This window comes from Paenibacillus sp. FSL R5-0912, assembly GCF_000758605.1.
Taxonomy (GTDB): Bacteria; Bacillota; Bacilli; order Paenibacillales; family Paenibacillaceae; genus Paenibacillus_AQ.
Genome location: NZ_CP009282.1, coordinates 2,747,457 through 2,768,162 on the forward strand (window position 1 = coordinate 2,747,457; position 20,706 = coordinate 2,768,162).

Genomic DNA, 20,706 nt, shown 5'->3' on the forward strand with positions numbered 1-20,706 from the left:
CACGAGAAAGATGCTTTCGGATATGGAATCTCATACGGGAGGCATCTTTTTGTTTATTAGAAATTTTGTATAGCAACTAAGTCTTGATTGATTACGATATACCAAATATTAGTACATAGATCATATTAAGTGCTGTTAAAATTATGTAGAATTATTAATAATAATCTATTTTTGATAATCTTAATAAGGAGCTAATATTATGTTTCAAGTATTACCCTCTTTTAAGAGTAAAGAAAAATTGAAGTTTGAAAATTTATATACGAAATATAGATATCTATTATATAAGTGTGCTTTTGATATCCTAAAAAGGCAAAACTTAGCCGAAGATGCTACAAGTGAAGCTTTTATTAGAATATTTAAGAATCTGGATAAAATAAATGAGAATAATGAGAAGGAAACTATTGGTTTCATGGTGATCATTGTTAAGAATATATCCCTTACAATGTTATCTAATGAAAAGAGAAATAAAACGTTATTTTTTCAAGAGATTGATGAGGATATAGAAGAACATTTCAATTTGGAAGATGCAGTTATATCTAACCATCAATATAAGGAAATAGTCGAAGCAATAAGTAAATTAAAAGTTGAATTAGAAGCACCGTTTCTGCTCCGGTACGTTTATGGTTACTCCAGTAAAGAGATCGCTGAGATTCTGTGTATCTCTATAAATAATGTTGATGTAAGAATTTATCGTGCGAAAAAAGCCCTTGCTGATATTTTAGGGAAACGGGGTTTAAAAAATGGATAACGTAAAGTTAAAAAAGGAACTTTTTGATCTTATAATAGAACATGCGGCAACAGAATATTTATACGACGAAGCAGATGCGCTAAAAATAAAAACTGAAAAAAGTTGTGATGTCAAATTCTCTGATGGTTTTGAACGGAAAATAGATGTTTACATTCAATTAGAAAAGATTCGGCATGTGAGAAAAAGATGGGCAAAGCATCTGAAAGTTATTGCTGTTGCGGTAGTGATTTTTTCCTTGATTACCATATTGTCTATAAATAATGTAGAAGCATTTAAAATAGATTTTTATAATATTTTTTACTCAGAGAAACCTAATTTTGTTGAAGTGAAAGCTATTAAGGAGGATTCTGATCTAATAATTGAAAAACTGCCAGACGGGTGGGATCATATCTATCTTCCGGACTATATTCCCTTGAATTACAGGTTTGAAAGTAGTTCCAATAATTCAAGTACCTTTAAAATAATATTTCAAGATAAAACAGATAAAAAGCTGGTTTTTAAGCAGAAAAACTATGTAAGGGATAAAACAGTGGCAGATAATGAAACCTCGAATTTTACAAGTATAACTATTGGCCATACGAAAGGTTACGCAGTTGAAAAAAATGGCGAGATTTTTATGTCATGGCAAAATCATAATTATTCGTTTGAGTTAGTTGGTTCAATAGATATAAAAGAATTAAGAAAAATGGCTGAAAGCCTTAAAATTCATAACTAAACATTTATTTCTATAATAAAAAACAGAAGAAGCAACAGCTTCTTCTGTTTTTTATGTTTTTTAGGAAAATGTGTAAGATATAGTGTTTGTTTGTAGTTTTATATATGAGAAGAAAAGAGAGGAGAGGTAGAATTTGTATGAAAAATAGATTTATGGCACTCTTTGCACTGCTTATGTTATTTCTGGTTCCTCAGCACATGTATGCAGGTGAAGTCAATGCGACTGTGAGTAATTTGGATCAGGATTACCAGATTCAAAGATTTAAGATCATTACCAACGTATCATTGAGGCTGTTTATCAGCAGTAGTGGTATCGCCGAGATGGATGTAGATTTAACTGCGTTTCAAGCTGACAAGACCTCTATAGTCTGTAACTTGCAGCAGTACAAAGATGGGGGATGGACCACACTAAAGACATTTAGTAATTCCATCAATAGCAACGATCTTAATTTGTTTCAAACATGGGCTGTGGCTAAAGGCAACAACTATAGAATTGAAGTTCATGCAACAGCCTATCTAAACGGTACTTCTGAGAGTACAGTACAGTACTATTACGCCGATTATTAACTAAAAGCAATGAAAGATATTGAAAATAGGCAGAGGTGAAATAAATGAGGAAAGCATTGTATTTAACTTTTGTTGCTTTATGGACTCTATGCTTACTTTTTGTATCGCAACCTGTAAGTTCTTACTCTGCAGGGAGTCAATCTTTGTATCAAAAGGTGGATATCTCGAATCCGATTACACTGGAATCTTCTATGTTGTACACAGGAGGCCCCTTGAACTCTGGCGAGGACCTCTGGTTTTCTTTTATTCCCAAACAGACTGGCAGTTATGAAATATCAGTGCGAGGGGAAGGTGGATTGTCTGGAACATTGTTTGACGCACACAGTTCTAAAATCATTATGCAAAATGAAACCGTTGAAGGCTCAGATATTTTGAAGCTAGCTAATACATGTTTAGCAGAAAAAAACTATTTTATAAAAGTATCATCAATACATCCAGGCGCATTTATCAATCAGTTGGAAATAGCTATTGAAGAATTACCTGCTCCTAACGATGAGTTCTTTAATGAGCAGTGGTCATTATTTAACCCGCTGAACGGAATAGATATTAACATCATTCCAGTATGGAAAAATTATAAAGGTTCAAATATTACTATTGGTGTGGCAGACACAGGGGTTGATTATCAGCATCCGGACTTAATTAACCGGTTGGATATGTCCCTTGCTTATAACTTTACCCATGATATGAAGGATGTCTTTCCAGAAAATGAGAAATCCTCTGCTTCTTCGGCCAGAGCGGGTCATGGTACTCATGTATCAGGTATTATATCTGCTCAGAGTAACAACAATCAGGGAATAGCAGGTATTACTTCGCAAGGTTCAGTAGTACCGCTTAAAGTGCTTGGGAGCAGACTGACAGATACCAGTGTGTATAACGGATCCATTGCTGCTTTTGTCAAAGCGGTAGAATATGCAAAAGCAAATGACATCCGAATCATCAATTGCAGCTTTGGCGGAGCAAATCCGGCTGTAACTGAGCAGGAGGCAATGTACCAGGCTAATGATATTTTATTTGTTATCGCAGCAGGGAATTCAGGGAGTAACCTGGCAGATTATCCGGAGTATCCAGCCTCATATTATCATGACAATTCACTGGTTGTTGCTGCACAAAATATGGAAGGGAACTTAGCCGCTTTCTCTAATTATGGCGGACCAACCGACATAGCTGCACCGGGTGAATCTATTATCAGCACTTTTCCTAATTCGTTATATCTTTATAATAGCGGAACTTCAATGGCAGCTCCTGTTGTATCTGCGGTATCCGGTTTAGTTTGGGGGAATGCACCTTACTTGACAGCACTTGAAGTTAAGGAAATTGTGACAGATGTGAACAATGTAACTTTAGTAGATTCACTTTCAAATAAGGTACACAGTGGCGGTATGGTCAATGCTTTCAAGGCTATGATGTCTGCAGAACCCAGAACGGAGTCTCGCAGATTTGAGAATAAAAAGCGTGATATTTTTGGGGAAAATCTTAAATCATCTATCGACTCATACCTGCAAAAGGCAGATGAAGCTCTGAAAACAAACCAAATTATTGTCAAATTTGCTGCAGGAGTTAACGCGGAAGAGTACATAAACACGCTTGAAAAGGAAGAATTACTCACGGGAGTTCATTTCATTGATTACCTAAGTTCTGTTGATGCTTATGTACTTCAACTTTCAAACATGGAAGAAGCAGATAAAGCCATTACTGCTCTAAATAATTCCAACAATATTCTGTATGCAGAACCAAATTATTTAAGAGAATCAAATTAATTGGAAGGTTATTCACTGAATTACTTTCTTTATTGAAGGAATTTAGTGTTCATATACAACCCGGAAAGGAGATGATGCAACATGCGGGAGCCGCCTTTTTCTTATTTTGACGTACTAAATGTAAGGCTCGTGAATAATTCTATAATAAGAAGGAGTTAATTATGAAAAAGTTGATCGCAGTTCTTTCTTTGTTTGTATCCTTGTCTTTGACAACCAGCGCGTTTGCATCTGAAGTAGCACCAGTAAATGTTGTGGATAATAATTCGTACGGCATTACAGTGGAAGCACAGTTTGACGCTGTGAACAGTGAAATTTCGATTGAGCTTCCCGATGAACGTACTCCGCAATCTTTAAGTGATGTTACGAATTCTGATGATGCCTATGTCAAAGTGACGTTGAAAGCAAATTATTACTTTGATGCCTATACAAACCGCTTTACCTGGAGCACTATTGATAAGGTATTGGTAAATGCTAAATCTGGATATAGTTATAACAACCCTATTTACTCAGCCTCTTTTTTAGATGGTAATCGGACTTATGGAATTAGGCTGAGTGGGACTTTGGTTAATACTAAGGACGGCACCAGCAAGGATTATCCTATGTATGTGGAGTTTTACTTAAACCCGCAGACCGGTGCAATTTCGACAATATTATATTAAGAAAACGAGGAGGATTATAGTGAAAAAGTTTGTGAAAAGTATCACCCTTGTCGCCAGTTTTTGTCTTCTACTCAGCAGTGCCAATATAGTTAGTGCTTCAGCAACGGAAGCGAAAAGTGCCCAAACCAGCATTCAGAGCACGGCTACAGTTAACTTTTTTCAGAATATACTAAATAATGGAACACTGTCGGCTGATAAACAGTTAATCACATATGACGAAGCTGTATATGTGTATTCCGATATTGTAAGACATGCCAATGCTGAATCAGAGGTCCCCGAAGATGACAGGAGCCCAAGTGCAGGTTATTATATTTCTAATGATATTTCTTATGAATACACAGATATCAGTAATCCAGTTGACACACTGGATGCGACACCTGGTCAATCATTTTCTTTTTCGGCAGGTAACTCATTTGCAGCAACTGCCACCGCAACTGCTACATTAAAAGCATCTGAGGTCTTACAGATCGGGGTTTCAAACGGATACACTCAAACCTATACATTAACAAAAACGATATCAGACAAGAATAATACAAATCAAACCAAACGATATGGTCTATGCAAAATATATCGTGTTCATACATTTGATATTTATTATAAAAACATTTTTGGCAGCAATAGCTTTATTACGGCAGCAGTGTTTTATGAACCAGTCTCAATGGTTGTACGGGCGTTGAACTAGAATTCCGGTAGCTGTTCAAAAAAAGTAAACGTACAGATATAGAGATTGTACAAGAGCATCTCGTATGCTTAGTGTACAATCTCTATTGGTGTTATGCTGGGAAACTAACTGGCAATCCGCACAACCGCCTCCCCCACCGTAACCAATCTCTCGCTCCCCAGCGTCATATCCTTGAGCCGCAGCTTGCCCTCAGCCGCCTCGCTCTCACCAACCATAATCACATACCGTATACCTTTAGAACTCGCTGTGGCCAACGTTTTTTTGAGCTTGCGCGATCCGGTGTCTACATTGGTGCGGATGCCGGCAGCCCGTAGCGCAGCGGCGGCAACCAGAGCCTCCGGCAGATATCCGCCGATCGGTATGATGAGGACCCCTGAACGGTCCACCGTATCTGCCGGGCGTTCGCCCAGCAATGCCATGATCGACTCCATCCCAAACGAGATACCCACCGTAGGGTACTCTATATCGTCGCGTCCGACAAGCTTCCCGATAATTGCATCATATCTGCCCCCGCCGCCCAGGCTTGAGGTATAGCTGCCGGATGCGTCGAAGATTTCATAGACGGTCCCGGTATAGAACGAGAGGCCGCGCGAGAGAAAAGGATCGAAGACGCACACTGTGCTTAGGCCAATCGCATCAATCAACTGCTGCAGCGCGAGCACTTCAAGCGCACCGGGCTGCCCGTCCAGCGTATATCTTTCCACCAGCTGCCCGAACCCCGGATTGTTAAGCGTAAGCAGCTCGGCAATCCACTGAACCGTGTCAGCAGTCAGCTGCTTGTCCGTCAGCTCTGCCAGCACCCCGCCGCTGCCGATTTTGGCCAGCTTGTCGAGCGTCAGCATCACGGACAGCTGCTCCTCCGGCGGAACGCCGACCGCACCCAGAATCTCGCCCAGGAACCGGCGGTTGTTCCACTTCAGCACCACTGGAATCTCCAGTCTGCGGAAGACCTCCGCTGCCAGCTGCATCAGCTCCGCTTCGGCCTGCGGGCCGGCAATGCCGACCACATCGGCGTCACATTGCAGGAATTCGCGCAGCCGCCCTTTTTTGACCGGCCCATCCCGGAACACCTTACCGATCTCATAACGCCGATATGGGAATTCTATCCCCGGATTCATGGCAATCACCTTGGCAAAAGGGATCGTCAGATCGTACCGCAGCCCCAGCCTGCGTCCGCCCTGATCAGCCAGCTGATACATTTCGCGGAGAATCTCATCGCCCCCGGCGTATTTGGAGGTGAGCAGCTCCAGCTCGTTCAGCAGCGTGGTATCCATCGACTCGAAGCCGTACAGCTCGAACAGCTCCTGGAGCGTCATCCGGACATTCTGGCGTATGGCTTGTTCGCGGCCGAAATAATCATAAGTCCCTTTAATATTTTGCATCATTAGAAGCTCCCTTGTTCTATAGTTACGGTAAAATAAAAAACGCGCCGGACCCCGTGGTCCCGCGCGCTTCGATATGCCGCAGGGAGGTCAAACGCGAAATGCGTTAGCCCTCCCTGAATGAATTCAGGTGTGTGCTAACGCTGCTTGTGATGATGAAGTTGATTCGGTATGATGGACAGGCAGTTCATATGAATCCAATCCCTTCAGCTTTTAATTACTGCACATTATAGCGGATCAGGGACAGCTGTGCAACACTTATATCCCTATTTTCACAAAGGAGCAATCATAATGAATCATACAGAGCTTATCACGGAAGCAGAGAACTTCGCCAAAGAGCAACTGGGCCAGGATACCACCGGCCATGACTGGTTTCACACGAACCGCGTGCGCAATACAGCGGCGCTGATCGCAGGGATGGAAGGGGCCAACGTAGTGATCTGCACAATCGCCGCGCTGCTGCATGATGTAGCCGACGAGAAGCTGAATCCCTCCAAAGAAGCGGGTCTGCTCAAAGTGCATAACTGGTTAACCGGACATCTGCCAGATGAAGCGGCATGTAAGCATATTATGGAGATCATCGGGACGATGTCGTTCAGCGGCGGCGGTGGCGCACCCATGTCCACGCTTGAAGGACAAGTGGTGCAGGATGCGGACCGTCTGGATGCGCTGGGGGCGATCGGGATTACGCGTACAATGGTCTTTTCAGGAGCCAAAGGCCGTCCGGTCTATGATCCGGAAATTCCGCCAAGGGACGAATCGCTAAAAGAGGAATACCGCAACTATTCCAAGGGAACGGCGGTCAATCATTTTTATGAGAAGCTGCTGAAGCTGAAGGACCTCATGAACACCTCTTACGGCAAACAGCTGGCGGAGGAGCGGCATCAGTTTATGCTGATTTTTTTGGAGCAATTTCATAAGGAATGGAATCAAGGGGCGGAGTAGGTGTTATAATGAAATAATGCGCAAGATGGATGGAACGCGGGAGACCCCGCTTGAACCGGAACAATCGGCATAGAAGAGGTTGGATACAATATGAGTGAAGTACAAGTACAGTTTAGTGATTATGGTCTAAATGAAGAGATTATCCGCGCGCTGGAGGTTCTGAAATACGTAGACCCTACTGAGGTGCAGCGGAAGGTTATTCCGGTAGCGCTGAAGGCGCAGGATCTGATCGTAAAGTCGCAGACGGGCAGCGGCAAAACCGCAGCCTTCGCCATTCCGCTCTGTGAGCTGGTGGATTGGAATGAGAACAAACCCCAGGCACTGGTGCTGACACCAACCCGGGAACTGGCCCAGCAGGTGAGAGAAGACATTACGAACATCGGGCGCTTCAAGCGGATCAAGGCGGTAGCACTGTTCGGCAAGCAGCCGTTTGCCCCGCAGAAGATTGAGCTTACCCAGAAGACGCATGTGGTCGTTGGCACGCCGGGCCGTGTGTTCGATCATATTGACCGTGGAACGCTGAATCTCAGCCGGATTAAATATCTGGTGATTGATGAAGCGGACGAAATGCTCAGCATGGGCTTCATTGAGCAGATTGAGAAGATTATCAAGCAGCTGCCTAAGGAACGTGTAACGATGCTGTTCTCGGCGACGTTGCCGGAAGTAATTAAGAATCTGTGCCGTAAGTACATGACGGAGCCGGTGGATATCGAGATCGAAGCCAGCGGAATTACGACGGCGTCGATCGAGCATGCGCTGATTGAAGTGAGACAAGCTGCCAAGTTTGGACTGCTGAGCGACCTGCTGACGGTGGAGAGTCCGGATAGCTGTATTATTTTTTGCCGCACCCAGGAGCAGGTGAATGCCCTCTTCCGCGGAATGGCGGATCTGGAATATCCGGTGGACAAAATCCACGGCGGCATGGAGCAGGACGAGCGTTTTGAGGTCATGAATGCTTTTAAGCGGGGCCAGTTCCGTTATCTGATCGCCACCGACGTTGCAGCCAGAGGGATTGATATCGAGAACATCACCCATGTCATTAACTACGATATCCCGCTGGAAAAAGAGAGCTACGTCCACCGCACCGGCCGGACCGCCCGCGCAGGCAAAAGCGGTAAAGCAATCACCTTTGTTACGCCGAACGAGCACAAATGGGTCAAGGAAATCGAAGGTTACATCGGCTTCACCCTGCCGGAGATGAAAGCTCCTTCGGATGATGCCGTGGCCTACGCCAAACCGGCCTTCGATCTGAAGCTGGGCAAGCAGCAGGTCCGCAAAGCCGGCAAAACCGAGGTCATGAACCAGGACATCATGAAGCTCTACTTCAACGGCGGCAAGAAAAAGAAGCTCCGCGCGGTCGATTTCGTTGGCACCATCGCCAAGCTTGAGGGCATCACAGCGGCGGACATCGGGATCATCACGATCCAGGACAACGTGACCTACGTCGATATTCTGAACGGCAAGGGATCGCTTGTGCTGCAGGCGATGAAGGAGACAACCGTGAAGGGCAAGCTGCTGAAGTGCCATATCGCCAATAAATAAGCCGTTTCCAAGAGCTGTCACACCCGTTACTATGCGGGGTGGCGGCTTTTTTGCGATGTATGAGAGCCTGCGAACAATGTATGTGAAAAACCGAACACAATGTGCCACGAATGGAGTAAACGGGCCGGATGTATGCGGAAAACCGAATACACCACGAATGGAGTAAACGGGCCAAATGTATGCGAAAAACCGAATACAATGTGTCACCGCTAGCGGGGGAAGCCGATAGTCCGGAAAATGTTAGATGGGAAGGAGCTGATACGTTTAACGGCGTCAAGGTTTTGTCCTGAGGGATACGTATGCTCCGGGACAAAGTGACTTTTGCGGCTGCGAAAAGGTTCAGAATCACGTAGATTTCAACGTAAGTTATATGCACGATCCTGGATAGGCGCGCTGTAAACTTGGCCGAAACTAGGGTGAACTAGGATGAACTGGACTGAATTGAACTAAACTGAACTGAAACTACCTAACCAAGGAGGATGGTGGACTATGAAAAGTGTGAGAAGCCGCGAGTATGCCGTGCCATTTCTGCAGCGCCTGATTGAGGTGGATACCTGTAATCCACCCGGCAATGAGCACAAGCTGTCTGTGCTGCTGCAGGAGGTGTTGCGGGAGCTGGGCATATCCAGCAGCATTACGATTGTGGAGCAGGGGCGGAGCAACCTGGAGGCGGTGATTGCCGGCTCCGGCAGCCGGAAGCTGATGTTCTGCGGCCATCTCGACACGGTCAGTCCCTGGAGCGCAGCAGCAGGCAGCTATCCCCCGCATGGCGCTGTGATTGAGGGGGGCCGGATGTACGGCCGGGGCACCTCCGATATGAAAAGCGGCCTAGCCGCCATGCTGCTCGCCGCAGCTTCCCTGCAGCAGGACGGCATCCGGCTGGCCGGTGATCTGCTCTTCCTGGCGACAGCCGGGGAAGAGGTGGACAGCTGCGGCGCACGGCTGTATGCCGAGCAGCACAGGCACGACCTGCCGGAGCTGGACGGCCTCGTCATCGGCGAGCCAACCGGCAGCCGGGTGGCGGTCGGCCACAAAGGCGCTCTCTGGCTGCGCATTTCCCTCTTCGGGCGCAGCGCCCACGGCTCCATGCCTCAGCTCGGCCTGAATGCGGTGGAGGGCATGATGGAGATCATCCCGCTGCTGCACCGCCATGCGCTGGAGTGGCAGGCCACTGATCCGGTTCTTGGTTCAAGCAGCTTGTCTGTAAACAAGATTACCGGTGGTGTACAGACCAATGTGGTCCCGGATTCCTGCACCATCGATGTGGATATCCGCACCGTTCCGCCGTTGGAGCATGGTCCGCTGCTGCGGGAGATCGAGGACAAGCTGCAGGAGATTCAGCGGCTTCATCCGGACTACCGTTATCAGGTGGAGCAGCTGCTGGACCGGAGTGTGGTCTATACTGATCCCGGCCAGCGTTTGATTACTACGGCTTTGGAAATTGCTGCGCAGCAGAGGAGGCAGGGCCAAGCGGGAGACCCTGGTGAAGAAGCAGAAGGTTATGCGGCAAGAGACGTAACTCCAATTCAAGGCGTACCCTATTACACGGACGGCTCCGTGCTGCATAATAACGGCAGGCTCCCGGTTCTGATCTACGGACCGGGCGACCACCGCCTCGCCCATCAGCCAGATGAATGGGTGAATATAGACGCCTACCTGGATTCAATAGACTTTTATAGAGAGTTGGCGATCCGTTTTCTGGGCAGGACTGATGATTAGAACACTTAACGCTGATGAGGCAGATGCCACTTTTAAACGAACAAACTGGGGCATAGGTAACCTTGCAGTTTGGTTGATTGTACTTTATAGGCCGTTTCTAAGGTTGTAATAAACTTCGGATTTCGTCGCCGACAATTCTGGTATCCCAAGGCGAAAAGAACACATTCACACCATCATCAACAAGAGAAAAGGAGAAGGCAAACGGTCGCCCGGTATATAAGACTACCTGATAATATTCCGGATCACCGTTCTTATTCTGAGGGCTGTGATTTTGGGTGTTTTTTCCGCTTTCCAGCAGGTGAATGAAGCGTTTGGTTTCATCCTCGGTTAGAGTTTTGTAAGGCTTCACATCATCCTGATGATATAGTTCAACCCGCTCTATATTGTGTTTAATGACGTCGTTATATCGCTGCTGGAGGTTATTCGAGTAATCATCCTCCACATATAAGCGGTATCCGCCGATGCGTGTTTCATCTTTAGCGGCAATAACTTCGTCTGTCTTAAAGCCTTCAATGCGGTATAGTTTTGTTCCTTTTTCCAAAAAGGCTGCATCGCCATCCTTCGTCTGGTAATGAGGATTAGTAACGACATCTGCGACTTTAAAGTCCACTTCACCAATGGTCTCCGTGGTGACTTGAGCCGGGTTCTTAATCACATTTTCCCAAGATCCGGTGTAGGAATGTCCATTTAACTTTAGGAAATCCACCCAATCAATGGCAGAGCCTCCCTTAATCCGAGTATTGCCCGAGCAGCCGCACAGAACTATAACAGCCGTTAGCACGATGAGTATTTTTAGTTTCATCCTAAGACTCCCGCCTTTCTTCAGTTGCGCTTCTTATACTAATGGACGAAACTGTTCACGGGAGGTTGCGGGAATGAGGCCCGTGAACGCAAAAAAACCTTGCGAAGTGCAGCCCGCAGGCGCATCTCGCAAGGTTATTAATGTGTACTCCTAAGCATTATACTGCGCCTGATACAGGCGGCTGTAAGTGCCTCCGGCGCCCACCAGATCCTCATGGCGGCCTTCCTCGGAGATGCCGTCCTCGCTGACCACGATAATCCGGTCGGCATTCTTGATCGTTGTCAGGCGGTGGGCGATGACAAGCGTTGTGCGCCCCACGGACAGGTCAGCCAGCGACTGCTGAATCGCCGCTTCGGTCTCGGTATCGAGGGCCGAGGTGGCTTCATCCAGAATCAGAATCGGCGGATTCTTGAGGAACATGCGGGCGATCGCCAGGCGCTGCTTCTGTCCGCCGGACAGCTTGACGCCGCGTTCCCCGATAACGGTATCCATTCCGTTCGGCAGGCTGTTGATCAGCTCTTCCAGGTGAGCCTGACGTGCGGCCTGCCAGATCTCCGGCAGCTCTGCATCCAGCTTACCGTAAGCGATATTCTCACGGATCGTGCCGGAGAAGAGGAATACATCCTGCTGCACGATCCCGATCTGCTTCCGCAGCGAGCTGAGCTTCATGTCGCGGATATCGATCCCGTCGATGGAGATGGCTCCGCCGGTCACATCATAGAAGCGGGGAAGCAGGCTGCAGATTGTTGTTTTGCCGGCACCGGAAGGTCCGACGAAGGCGATGGTCTCACCTGCATTAACCTTCAGGCTGACATCTGTCAGCACTGTACGGTCCGCTTCATAGCCGAAGCTAACATTGCTGAAGCTGATATCCCCGCGGAGTGAGCCTACTTCTACAGCATCCGGCTTGTCCGCGATATCGGGCTCGGTATCAATCACTTCAAGATAACGCTTGAACCCGGCAATCCCCTTCGGATAGCTCTCGATGACGGAGTTGATTTTCTCGATCGGGCGGAAGAAGACGTTAGCCAGCAGGATGAAAGCAACAAATTCCCCGATCTCAAGCTCTCCCTGGATGAAGAACCAGGCACCGCAGACCATCACGACAATGGTAATCAGACGGGTCATCATATAGCTGACCGACGAGCTTTTGGCCATCAGCTTATAAGCCATCAGCTTGGTCTCGCGGAACTTCTGGTTGTCTGCAGCGAACAGTTCTTTCTCATATTCTTCATTGGCAAAAGACTGAACCACGCGAATTCCGCCCACATTGTCCTCAATCCGGGCATTAAAGTTACCTACATTGCCGAACAGACGATGGTAAGTTTCCGTCATATTGCGGCCGAAATGGATAATAACCCAGGCCATAACCGGTACGATGATGAAGGTGATCACAGCCAGCTGCAGATTGATATCCGCCATCAGAATAAATGCACCGATCAGTGTCATGACAGCGATGAACACATCCTCCGGCCCGTGATGGGCCACTTCGCCGATATCGTTCAGGTCATTGGTAATTCTGCCGAGCAGATGACCTGTTTTGTTATTATCGAAGAAGCGGAAGGACAGCTTCTGGATATGATCGAACATTTTTTTGCGCATATTGGTCTCAATGTTAATGCCCAGCATATGCCCCCAATAAGTGACAACATAGTTCATTGCCGTATTCAGCGCGTAAATTCCTAGCAAGACGACACAGGCAATCAGAATGAGCGGCCAGTCCTGACCCGGCAGCAGATCATCAATGAATGTATTGACCGCTACGGGAAAAGCAAGCTCCAGCAGACCGGCACCTACCGCACAGGTGAAGTCGAGGATAAACAGCTTCTTATAAGGACGGTAATAGGAGAAAAAACGACGCAGCATCTCTTGTTCACTCTTTTCTGTAGTGTGTTATGTATCTGGTTATTGAGATTGATTCTCAAGTGAACCTTATTCTTAGGATACTAAAGAGGGTTACATCATTTGTCAACGGTAAGATGTTTAAAATTACATGTAATTCATCTGATTTATTGCCGGTTCACCCAGTCGCGAAAGGCTTTTTCCACATATTTTAACTGTATTCAAGTATAAAGGAGGAGTTAACATGAGCGAAAATGTTGGGGGATACGGCGGAGTTTTCACTTCCACTGGCGCGATTCTGGTTCTGTTCATCCTGCTCGTAATCATTACTAAATCATTCTGGATATAATTTAGCTTCACCTAAGTGTACTGCCGCCGGTCGTGAGACCGGCGGTTATTCCTGCTGCGGACGATGTTTAGACGTATTGTCAACCCTCGGAACTAACTTAAATTTGTGCAGCCTCCAGCGTAAAGAGATATAATGGCGACAAGTGCCATGGATCTGAAAGTCTACTACATAGAGCAGCTTTATTCCCTGACAAGCCCCCGGCTTGACGGGTGTTTTGCTGCGGCCTTGGAGGAACAACATGAAATTCAGCCGTCAAAAAAGCAACATAGCGGGGCCAGGTTTGCCCGTGCATGATTCAAATACCGCCAGCCGGTGGATGCTCATCACCGGCATAATTTGTGTCGCAGCTGCGCTGCGTGCCCCGTTCACTTCAGTCGGACCTCTGCTGGAGACGATCCGAGATGACCTGGGATTGTCTAATACCCTGGCTGGAGCGATCACGACCTTGCCGTTACTGGCCTTTGCGCTATTATCTCCGTTCGCTCCACGGCTTGCCCGTAAAGTTGGACTTGCCAATATCCTGATGCTGGCTATGCTTACGCTGTCTATGGGAATACTCGTCCGTTCAGCTTCCGGAACTGTCACCTTGTTTGCGGGTACGGCAATGATTGGCCTGTCCATAGCCGTCTGCAATGTGCTGCTGCCTGGATTGATCAAGGGGAAATTCCCGCACCGCATCGGCCTGATGACCGGAATCTACACGGTCTCGATGAATATATGTGCAGCTGCTGCTTCAGGAATCAGTGTTCCTTTGGCCTCACATGCGGGGCTTGGATGGAGGGGAACCCTGGCTTTGTGGTTTATCATCTCTGCGCTGGCTACCCTGCTCTGGATTCCGCAGATGAAGAGCCTTAGCCCAAGCGGCACAGGCGACGTGCGGTCTTCGGCTATGCGAGTATGGCGCTCCCCGCTCGCCTGGCAGGTTACATTGTTCATGGGGCTGCAGTCGTTGCTCTACTATGTCCTGATCGCCTGGTTTGCGGTTATTCTCGGGGAGCGGGGAATGTCCTCCAGCCATGCGGGATGGATTCTCTCACTAATGCAGCTGGCACAGCTGCCGTTTACATTCTTTGTACCGCTCTGGGCCGGGCGGATGAAGAACCAGCGTCTGCTGGTAGTTATTACTTCTATCCTGTTTATCATTGGCATCCTTGGAATCTGGCTGGGCAGCACGGAGCTGATGGCGGTATGGGCGGTATGCATTGGAATCGGCGGGGGATTTGCCTTTGGACTGGCGATGATGTTCTTCAGCCTGCGCACCCGGACTACGCAGGAAGCCAGTGAGCTGTCGGGCATGGCCCAGTCTGCCGGTTATCTGCTGGCCGCGATGGGGCCCGCACTGTTCGGTCTGCTGCATGATGCTACGAACAGCTGGAACACACCGCTGGCACTGCTGGCGGCGGCAAGCGTGCTCTTGTTCGCGGCAGGGATGGGGGCCGGACGTGACAGATACGTTGGCGACAGGGGATAGCGGATTATAGTGAACACGGATATATTTATTATTTTCATGGATTACCTCACACATTCCATTTACAATCGGATGGTATATTAAGGATATCCTCAGCTTGTATGTGCTATATATGTTTATGAACTATGGACTCCGCCACTTGATGGCGGGGTCAATTTTTTTTATAACTACAAGAATTTATATGTTCCACAGGATCACTTATCCTTCTATTTCTCACTGAAACGGTACCGTCCATACAAAAGGGCGGCAATGTCGTTCCCGCTTACAGCTAAATTCAATACGCTTAGTTTGTATAAGATTTTGGCAGAGAAAGTGCATTGAAAGCTGATCAGGACATGCTACGATTGTCATTAAGATTACATGAGAATGATAATCAATGAAAACAGACATAGGAGTGAAGAGAGAAATGACAAACCGGGGCCGGAAGTTTATCTGGACAATCGTACTTATGCTGGCAATGTCCGCTTTGGCGGCTTGCGGGACTGCTAACAAGGCTGCAGATGGCGGCAACGCTGTCCAAACAGGGAATGCTGCGGAAGAGGCAGCAGCTAGTGTAACTCCTACAGAGAGCAGCGATAATGCCTCAGAAGAAGGCGCGACCCGTACGATTACCGGAGAATTCGGAGATGTAGAAATTCCCATTAATCCTAAGCGGGTGGCGGGGATCTATGTAGAAGATTATCTGAAGGCACTTGGCGTTACTCCAGTGGTGCAGTGGTATCATCCAAGCTGGGGCAAGCAGGATTATCTGAATCTGGACGTGCCTGAATTCGATATCAGCGGCAGTATGGAAGCGTTGCTCGACAAAAATCCCGATCTGATCATTACCGATGGCGGTGCAGATGCCGCTAAGTATGAACAATATTCCTTGGTGGCGCCAACCTACCGTCTGCCGGAGAGCGTGCTGCAGGATTCAAGGCTAATGCTCACAGCGATTGCCGACGCGCTGGGTATTCCGGAGAAGGGCGAGGCTGTGCTTGCGGAGTATGACCAGAAGGTAGCCGAGGGTAAAGCCAAGCTGCAGCAGGCTCTTGGTCAGGACAAGGTAGCTGTAATCCGGCTTAATGTCGCGGACAAAACCTTTGCTCTTTTTGGAGTCAAAAACCGCTTTACCGGTGTGCTCTATGATCAATTCGGTCTGACTCCTGTCCCGATGGCTGCTGAGATGACGGAATATCAGTCCATTATTTCCGAAGAAGTGATACCAGCGCTTGAAGCGGATCACATCATTGTATTCCCTGACAACGGAGACTGGGATACTGCGGCTAATCAGGAGGCGATTCAGATTCTCGATGGCCCTCTATGGAAGAACCTGCCTGCGGTGAAGAACGGGAACATCTACAGAATGGAACGTTCCCACTGGCAGTCCGGTGCAATCACGGCAAATACGATGAAGCTTGAGGATCTGCTTAAGGTAATGGTGAAATAACCTGATTTTGATGAAGCAAGTGAAAAGAAGGTCTATCAGCACAGTTGATAGATCTTCTTTTTTGTTTTACACTGAATTGGTGATAATGATTCTCAATAAGGAGGGGTGGAATGGCGGATCTAGTTCAGGAAAATACCGGAAGAAGGCTATTCTATGGCCTGATTAACATAGAAACCGTTGCCCAGTCCCCGTCTGAAAATGAGCCGATAGATGTGTACAAGGAACATACATTAATTATAGTTTCGGAAGGGCAGGGCTGGCTCAAAGCGGATGATAGGCAATATCCCTTGGAGAAAGGTGCCGGATTTCTGATAGAGGCCGGATCTCTAAACAGAATCCGGGCCGGAGAGCGGGGACTGAGCTTTTACCGGATTGGCTTTGAGGTTATTCATACCGGAGACAGCAAACCTAACGGAGTGGAAAGGGAGTCTGGAGATGGCATGCTCCGGCCGGGATTTATTAACTGCAGACCTTATTCGCAGTCTGTACTGCTGCTGGATTCCATTTATCATAACCGCAGGAGTGGGGAGGATATTGAATGGTTTGCGGCTCAGACCCGTTTTCAGGAACTGCTGCTGCTGATTATGCGGGCGAATTCTCCGGCGATGAAGACCAGGGATGATCATGAGGCGGTGGAGCGTTCGATCCGCTATATGGAGGACCATTTCAATGAATCCTTATCTGTCGACCAGCTGGCTGAGCTTGCAGGGATTGGCCGTGCGCGTTATACCCAGCTTTTTAGAGAGATTACCGGTCAGATTCCCTTGGAGCACTTAAATGGACTGCGTATTGAACGGGCACAGCAGCAGCTGCTGCTGACCAGGGACCGCCTGCATGATGTTGCACTGGCTGTCGGCTACAGCAATGAGTATTATTTCAACCGCCGCTTCAAAGGAACAGTTGGTGTAACTCCCGGCCAATACAGGAGCCTTCATCAGGAGGGAGTCCGCGTATTTGCCCCTTTTCTGGAGGATTATCTGCTGGCATTGGGGATTACTCCGGTGGTGCAATATTGTCATGCCCAGTGGGGGAAGCAGGAGTATCTGGGTCTTGATCAGGTTCCTTCCTTCGATATTTCGAGCGGAGACTGGCAAGGACTCTCCCGGTATATGCCCGAGCTGATTATGCTGGATGACGGCTTTCAGCGCTGGCAGCTGGGGGAATGCCGCCAGGTGGCCCCGCTGCTCCGGCTTCCGTTCCATCAGGAGGACTGGCGGGCAACACTCCGCTCCGCAGCTGCTGTCTTCGGCAGAACGGAACGGGTGCAGGAGGTCATCAGCCAATATGAGCAGCAGGCCCGGCAGGCCAAGCGGATGCTCAGCCGCAGCATCCGGGGACAGACGGTAGCATTACTGCGGATTTCCGCTTATGGAGTTGCTCTGTATGGCTGTGATGAGCTGGGATATTCAGCAAGCGTTCTGCATGAGGATCTGGGGCTCCAGCGGCATGGATTCGTCAGCAGGCTTACCCGGGGACAAAAGCGTGTAAATCTGAGCCGTGAAGAATTGTCTGAGCTGACCGCAGATCATCTGTTTATAACGTTTGACAAGCAGGAAGGTGAAAGCCGGGAGCTGCTCGATACACAGCTATGGAGAAGCCTGCCCGCTGTGCGTAACCGCTGTGTGTACGAGGTTGATTTCATGGCCTGGATGAATTATGGTGTCCTGTCCCATCAGCGGAAGATTGAGGATGTGCTTAAGGTATTGGCATAAGCCACTCTCACAGCCTGCGGATTGGCGAGGCAACAGCAATAATCACCTCGATCAGCTTGGCGGCGGCGCCCAGCAGAAATACTGCACCGGGGGCCAATGCACCGCTCATCCAGCCGCCGAGTAATGCACCGGCCGGCATAGCTGTGCGGGTGACGACTCTGGAGAAGCTCAGCACTCTGCCGAGCAGCTCGGGCGGAACATGCTCCTGGCGGATGGAAGCGGACAAGACGGACCAGGAGGTGTTGCAGGCAGCGACCAGGCCGAAGCCGATTCCCGGCGCCAGCCAGGAGGCATTGAGACCGGCCAGTACAAATCCGCAGGTTCCGGCCATCAGCAGCAACGGAATCAGGCGGCCGCGCCTGAAATGACGGTCGAGATATATAACCGCAAGGATCCCGGCGACTCCTCCTGCAGCGAGCAAGGTATAAGTCATGCCCATTTGACCTGTAGTTAAATGAAGATTGGTAATCAGGTAGTAGGTCAGGGTGGCATACGCTGCACTGTAGCCGAAGTTGCCGATGGCTGCCTGTAAAGAGAGGGCCAATTGGACCGGGCTGCGGATCAGCCAGAGGAAGCCCTGGGACATTTCGGCGGCAAAAGCAGGCTTGGCGCTGCGTGACCGTGCGGGTTCCTGCGGAAGCCGGTACAGAACGTAGAGAATGACCGCGAAGGAAGCGACATCCAGCCACAGGATGGAAGTTATACTCATAAAGGAGGCCAATCCTCCCGCGACCGCCGGTCCGAGCATATCAGCCAGCTGACCTGCGGTCTGCACTCCGGCATTTCCCCGGGTAAGATTCTTCCCGGACAGCGCCGGAATGAGGGTTACAACCGCTATATCATAACCCGTTGATACAATGGATAAGAGCAGGGAAATCACGTACAGATGCCAAATCGCGAGCAGTCCGTAATGTGCCAGTATAGGAATGAGGGCAATGAGCCCCATACGGATCAGATCGGCGCAGAGCATCAGCCGCTTGCGATTGAAACGGTCGAGGATCACTCCGGCAAAAGGGGCGAACAGTATGACCGGCAGCACACTGACAGCAAACAGCGAGCTCATTACCAGCACAGACCCGGTCAGCCTGTAGGAGAGCAGCGGCAGACAAAAGGTGTATAGGGCGTCTCCGATTCTGGAAATGAAATATCCGGTCAGGAAATGCGCCAGCTGGAGCGGGCTTTGCGGCCGGGAGTGACGCTGTGGTTCTTGCGGCATAAGAGAGGCTGGATAAGCAGAGGAACCGCGGGCGGTCTTCATAATAGTTGCCTCCAAAAAGTGGACAATACGGTGAAGCTGCCGTATAAGCTGAACAGAACCAGTATGATTGCGGTGCCCAGGCTCAGGAACCGGCTGAAGCTGCCGGACAGCCTGCCCCTGATCAGGGAGATCATGCCGGATAACAGCAGCCACCAGGCGAAGGAGCCCAGAGCAATACCTGCCGGAAGTAACAGGGAGGCGCTGATTGCCTGGCCCAGCGAAGCGGCAAGCGCCATGAAGGACAGAAGTGTTGCCGGATTGGCTAGAGTCAGCAGGAACGCAGAGAGCAGGCTATAGGTTGTTCCGCTGCGAACGGCAGCTGTTACTGGTTCTCCCTTGGCCGGACCCGGCCACAGCGCCTTCAGCCCCAGATAGCCGAGAAATAGGCTACCGAGTAGTCGAAGCGGAAGGGCGTACATGGTGGTGAAATCATTCACAATTCGGAAGCTGGCGACGGTCACCACCGCATAGAAGGCATCGGCCAGTGCAATCCCGGCACCCGTAGCGAGACCGGCAGTGAAGCCGGACTTCAGTGTACGGTTCATACATAATAGAGACATCGGGCCGACAGGAGCGGCAATAATGAAGCCGAAGCTGAGACCGCTTAACAGGGCCAGGCATGTATTCATGGTGTGCGTTCTGCCGGGGGCAGCGGTACATGCGGAGTTTCTTTGACCGTTCCGAGGATAATCGTAGTGCGGGTCCGCACGATACCCGGCAGGCCCTTGATCTCCTCGCTGATAATCCGGTCCAGATCCCGCGTTCCCCGGCAGCGCAGCTTTAGGATATAATCATCATCCCCGGCAGTATGATGGCATTCCTGAACCTCTGGCAGCTTCATCACAAGTTCTATGAAGCCTTGCCGGTGTTCCGGCCGCTCCAGGGACACGGCTATCAGCGCAGCTAATCCGTAACCGGCCGATTCAGCATCGATCAGTGCTGTATACCCAGTGATCACACCTTGCTCCTCCAGCCGCCGCACCCGGTCCGCAGTGGCAGGAGAAGACAGACCAAGCAGTCCGGCAAGCTCGGACCAGGTGATCCTGCCGTTATTCATTATTGCCGAGATGATCTTGTAATCTAAAGAATCCATGTTATTCCTCCTTATATTATTAATCCATATGAGGAATA

19 protein-coding genes are annotated in these 20,706 nt (G+C 49.0%); 13 read left to right on the forward strand and 6 right to left on the reverse strand.

What is annotated here, in order from left to right; all coding sequences use genetic code 11:
• Positions 1-199: 199 nt before the first annotated feature.
• From R50912_RS11410 to R50912_RS11435, 6 genes are all read left to right on the forward strand, one after another.
• Positions 200-748, forward strand: a complete 549-nt coding sequence (locus R50912_RS11410; protein ID WP_042234899.1) for an RNA polymerase sigma factor — start codon at positions 200-202, stop codon at positions 746-748.
• Positions 741-1,463 (forward strand): DUF4367 domain-containing protein, encoded by a 723-nt coding sequence (locus R50912_RS11415; protein ID WP_042234901.1) that lies wholly within the window; start codon positions 741-743, stop codon positions 1,461-1,463. Before R50912_RS11410 ends, R50912_RS11415 begins: the two co-directional genes overlap by 8 nt.
• Positions 1,464-1,600: 137 nt before the next feature.
• On the forward strand, positions 1,601-2,029 hold the full coding sequence (locus R50912_RS11420; RefSeq protein ID WP_042234903.1) for a hypothetical protein: 429 nt from the start codon (positions 1,601-1,603) through the stop codon (positions 2,027-2,029).
• Positions 2,030-2,073: 44 nt separating this feature from the next.
• The gene (locus tag R50912_RS11425; RefSeq protein WP_081956463.1) at positions 2,074-3,786 is read left to right on the forward strand and encodes a S8 family serine peptidase; all 1,713 of its coding nucleotides are present in this window, start codon (positions 2,074-2,076) and stop codon (positions 3,784-3,786) included.
• 161 nt (positions 3,787-3,947) lie between these two features.
• The gene (locus tag R50912_RS11430) at positions 3,948-4,445 is read left to right on the forward strand and encodes a hypothetical protein (protein WP_042234907.1); all 498 of its coding nucleotides are present in this window, start codon (positions 3,948-3,950) and stop codon (positions 4,443-4,445) included.
• Positions 4,446-4,464: 19 nt separating this feature from the next.
• Positions 4,465-5,127 (forward strand): hypothetical protein, encoded by a 663-nt coding sequence (locus tag R50912_RS11435; protein WP_042234909.1) that lies wholly within the window; start codon positions 4,465-4,467, stop codon positions 5,125-5,127.
• 104 nt (positions 5,128-5,231) lie between these two features.
• Here R50912_RS11435 and R50912_RS11440 read toward each other — a convergent pair whose 3' ends face one another.
• Positions 5,232-6,509 carry a histidine--tRNA ligase gene (locus R50912_RS11440; protein ID WP_042234911.1) on the reverse strand — a complete coding sequence of 426 codons (1,278 nt, stop codon included), beginning with the start codon at positions 6,507-6,509 and terminating at the stop codon, positions 5,232-5,234.
• A 291-nt stretch (positions 6,510-6,800) separates the two neighbouring features.
• On the opposite strand from R50912_RS11440, the gene R50912_RS11445 reads away from it, so the two are divergent.
• From R50912_RS11445 to R50912_RS11455, 3 genes are all read left to right on the forward strand, one after another.
• Positions 6,801-7,454 (forward strand): HD domain-containing protein, encoded by a 654-nt coding sequence (locus tag R50912_RS11445; RefSeq protein WP_042234913.1) that lies wholly within the window; start codon positions 6,801-6,803, stop codon positions 7,452-7,454.
• A 90-nt stretch (positions 7,455-7,544) separates the two neighbouring features.
• Positions 7,545-8,996: a DEAD/DEAH box helicase gene (locus R50912_RS11450; RefSeq protein ID WP_042234915.1), complete on the forward strand. Its 1,452-nt coding sequence runs from the start codon at positions 7,545-7,547 to the stop codon at positions 8,994-8,996.
• A gap of 489 nt (positions 8,997-9,485) precedes the next feature.
• The gene (locus R50912_RS11455; protein WP_042234916.1) at positions 9,486-10,715 is read left to right on the forward strand and encodes a M20 family metallopeptidase; all 1,230 of its coding nucleotides are present in this window, start codon (positions 9,486-9,488) and stop codon (positions 10,713-10,715) included.
• A gap of 97 nt (positions 10,716-10,812) precedes the next feature.
• Here the strand turns inward: R50912_RS11455 and R50912_RS11460 are convergent, their stop codons facing one another.
• Both R50912_RS11460 and R50912_RS11465 read right to left on the reverse strand, forming a co-directional pair.
• Entirely contained in the window at positions 10,813-11,517 is a 705-nt protein-coding gene (locus R50912_RS11460) for a hypothetical protein (RefSeq protein WP_042234917.1), read from the reverse strand.
• 150 nt (positions 11,518-11,667) lie between these two features.
• On the reverse strand, positions 11,668-13,383 hold the full coding sequence (locus tag R50912_RS11465; protein WP_042234919.1) for an ABC transporter ATP-binding protein: 1,716 nt from the start codon (positions 13,381-13,383) through the stop codon (positions 11,668-11,670).
• 220 nt (positions 13,384-13,603) lie between these two features.
• Between R50912_RS11465 and R50912_RS35875 the strand changes: the two genes are divergently transcribed.
• The 4 genes from R50912_RS35875 to R50912_RS11480 all read left to right on the forward strand — a co-directional run bounded on the left by R50912_RS35875 (position 13,604) and on the right by R50912_RS11480 (position 18,317).
• The gene (locus R50912_RS35875; RefSeq protein WP_216626667.1) at positions 13,604-13,708 is read left to right on the forward strand and encodes a YjcZ family sporulation protein; all 105 of its coding nucleotides are present in this window, start codon (positions 13,604-13,606) and stop codon (positions 13,706-13,708) included.
• 238 nt (positions 13,709-13,946) lie between these two features.
• The gene (locus R50912_RS11470) at positions 13,947-15,179 is read left to right on the forward strand and encodes a CynX/NimT family MFS transporter (RefSeq protein ID WP_042234922.1); all 1,233 of its coding nucleotides are present in this window, start codon (positions 13,947-13,949) and stop codon (positions 15,177-15,179) included.
• 403 nt (positions 15,180-15,582) lie between these two features.
• Positions 15,583-16,605 carry an ABC transporter substrate-binding protein gene (locus R50912_RS11475; protein WP_042234924.1) on the forward strand — a complete coding sequence of 341 codons (1,023 nt, stop codon included), beginning with the start codon at positions 15,583-15,585 and terminating at the stop codon, positions 16,603-16,605.
• 110 nt (positions 16,606-16,715) lie between these two features.
• Positions 16,716-18,317 (forward strand): helix-turn-helix domain-containing protein, encoded by a 1,602-nt coding sequence (locus tag R50912_RS11480; protein WP_052416233.1) that lies wholly within the window; start codon positions 16,716-16,718, stop codon positions 18,315-18,317.
• A 7-nt stretch (positions 18,318-18,324) separates the two neighbouring features.
• Here R50912_RS11480 and R50912_RS11485 read toward each other — a convergent pair whose 3' ends face one another.
• Genes R50912_RS11485 through R50912_RS11495 form a run of 3 tightly spaced genes read right to left on the reverse strand, consistent with a single transcriptional unit; the run spans position 18,325 to position 20,668 of the window.
• Complete coding sequence (locus R50912_RS11485; RefSeq protein WP_052416235.1) at positions 18,325-19,575, reverse strand: MFS transporter; 1,251 nt, start codon at positions 19,573-19,575, stop codon at positions 18,325-18,327.
• Positions 19,572-20,204, reverse strand: coding sequence for a LysE family translocator (locus tag R50912_RS11490; protein WP_042234926.1), 633 nt, complete (start codon positions 20,202-20,204; stop codon positions 19,572-19,574). The genes R50912_RS11485 and R50912_RS11490 overlap by 4 nt, the downstream gene beginning before the upstream one ends.
• On the reverse strand, positions 20,201-20,668 hold the full coding sequence (locus R50912_RS11495) for an Lrp/AsnC family transcriptional regulator (RefSeq protein ID WP_042234929.1): 468 nt from the start codon (positions 20,666-20,668) through the stop codon (positions 20,201-20,203). The genes R50912_RS11490 and R50912_RS11495 overlap by 4 nt, the downstream gene beginning before the upstream one ends.
• Between the last annotated feature and the right edge of the window lie 38 nt (positions 20,669-20,706).

Bases quoted from the DNA above. Each gene is read 5' to 3' on its own strand.
- R50912_RS11410 (WP_042234899.1), top strand. From the start codon at position 200: ATGTTTCAAGTATTACCCTCTTTTAAGAGTAAAGAAAAATTGAAGTTT.
- R50912_RS11415 (WP_042234901.1), top strand. From the start codon at position 741: ATGGATAACGTAAAGTTAAAAAAGGAACTTTTTGATCTTATAATAGAA.
- R50912_RS11420 (WP_042234903.1), top strand. From the start codon at position 1,601: ATGAAAAATAGATTTATGGCACTCTTTGCACTGCTTATGTTATTTCTG.
- R50912_RS11425 (WP_081956463.1), top strand. From the start codon at position 2,074: ATGAGGAAAGCATTGTATTTAACTTTTGTTGCTTTATGGACTCTATGC.
- R50912_RS11430 (WP_042234907.1), top strand. From the start codon at position 3,948: ATGAAAAAGTTGATCGCAGTTCTTTCTTTGTTTGTATCCTTGTCTTTG.
- R50912_RS11440 (WP_042234911.1), bottom strand. From the start codon at position 6,509: ATGCAAAATATTAAAGGGACTTATGATTATTTCGGCCGCGAACAAGCC.
- R50912_RS11445 (WP_042234913.1), top strand. From the start codon at position 6,801: ATGAATCATACAGAGCTTATCACGGAAGCAGAGAACTTCGCCAAAGAG.
- R50912_RS11450 (WP_042234915.1), top strand. From the start codon at position 7,545: ATGAGTGAAGTACAAGTACAGTTTAGTGATTATGGTCTAAATGAAGAG.
- R50912_RS11455 (WP_042234916.1), top strand. From the start codon at position 9,486: ATGAAAAGTGTGAGAAGCCGCGAGTATGCCGTGCCATTTCTGCAGCGC.
- R50912_RS11460 (WP_042234917.1), bottom strand. From the start codon at position 11,517: ATGAAACTAAAAATACTCATCGTGCTAACGGCTGTTATAGTTCTGTGC.
- R50912_RS11465 (WP_042234919.1), bottom strand. From the start codon at position 13,383: ATGCTGCGTCGTTTTTTCTCCTATTACCGTCCTTATAAGAAGCTGTTT.
- R50912_RS35875 (WP_216626667.1), top strand. From the start codon at position 13,604: ATGAGCGAAAATGTTGGGGGATACGGCGGAGTTTTCACTTCCACTGGC.
- R50912_RS11470 (WP_042234922.1), top strand. From the start codon at position 13,947: ATGAAATTCAGCCGTCAAAAAAGCAACATAGCGGGGCCAGGTTTGCCC.
- R50912_RS11475 (WP_042234924.1), top strand. From the start codon at position 15,583: ATGACAAACCGGGGCCGGAAGTTTATCTGGACAATCGTACTTATGCTG.
- R50912_RS11480 (WP_052416233.1), top strand. From the start codon at position 16,716: ATGGCGGATCTAGTTCAGGAAAATACCGGAAGAAGGCTATTCTATGGC.
- R50912_RS11485 (WP_052416235.1), bottom strand. From the start codon at position 19,575: ATGAAGACCGCCCGCGGTTCCTCTGCTTATCCAGCCTCTCTTATGCCG.
- R50912_RS11490 (WP_042234926.1), bottom strand. From the start codon at position 20,204: ATGAATACATGCCTGGCCCTGTTAAGCGGTCTCAGCTTCGGCTTCATT.
- R50912_RS11495 (WP_042234929.1), bottom strand. From the start codon at position 20,668: ATGGATTCTTTAGATTACAAGATCATCTCGGCAATAATGAATAACGGC.